The sequence below is a fragment of the Monashia sp. HAY1-5C genome, assembly GCF_056755255.1.
On sequence record NZ_JBPGXG010000809.1, the window covers coordinates 1 to 234 of the forward strand.

At 35.9% G+C, this 234-nt stretch carries 1 protein-coding gene; it reads left to right on the forward strand.

The window, feature by feature from the left end; genetic code table 11:
* Positions 1-234: hypothetical protein (locus ACR9ZK_RS23615; RefSeq protein ID WP_481344339.1), on the forward strand; the 234-nt coding region annotated here is incomplete at both ends.

Here is a 234-nt window from a genome sequence, read left to right on the forward strand (position 1 = left end):
ATATTGTAGGTGTTGCTTCGACACCGGAATTAGGAAATATTGTAGTGGGGAAAGTGAAAAATTCTACAGATTTTGTAAGTTATTCAGATTCAAAACTTACAGGGATTAATCCTTTCATTTGTAGTGCCGAAGAATTGGCGGAAAATCATAAACAGAAAATTTCTTATGACCCTAATGCTGGCAAAACGAGCGGCAAGTTACTGACTCAGAACTGTGTGAGAATCTATTATGAAA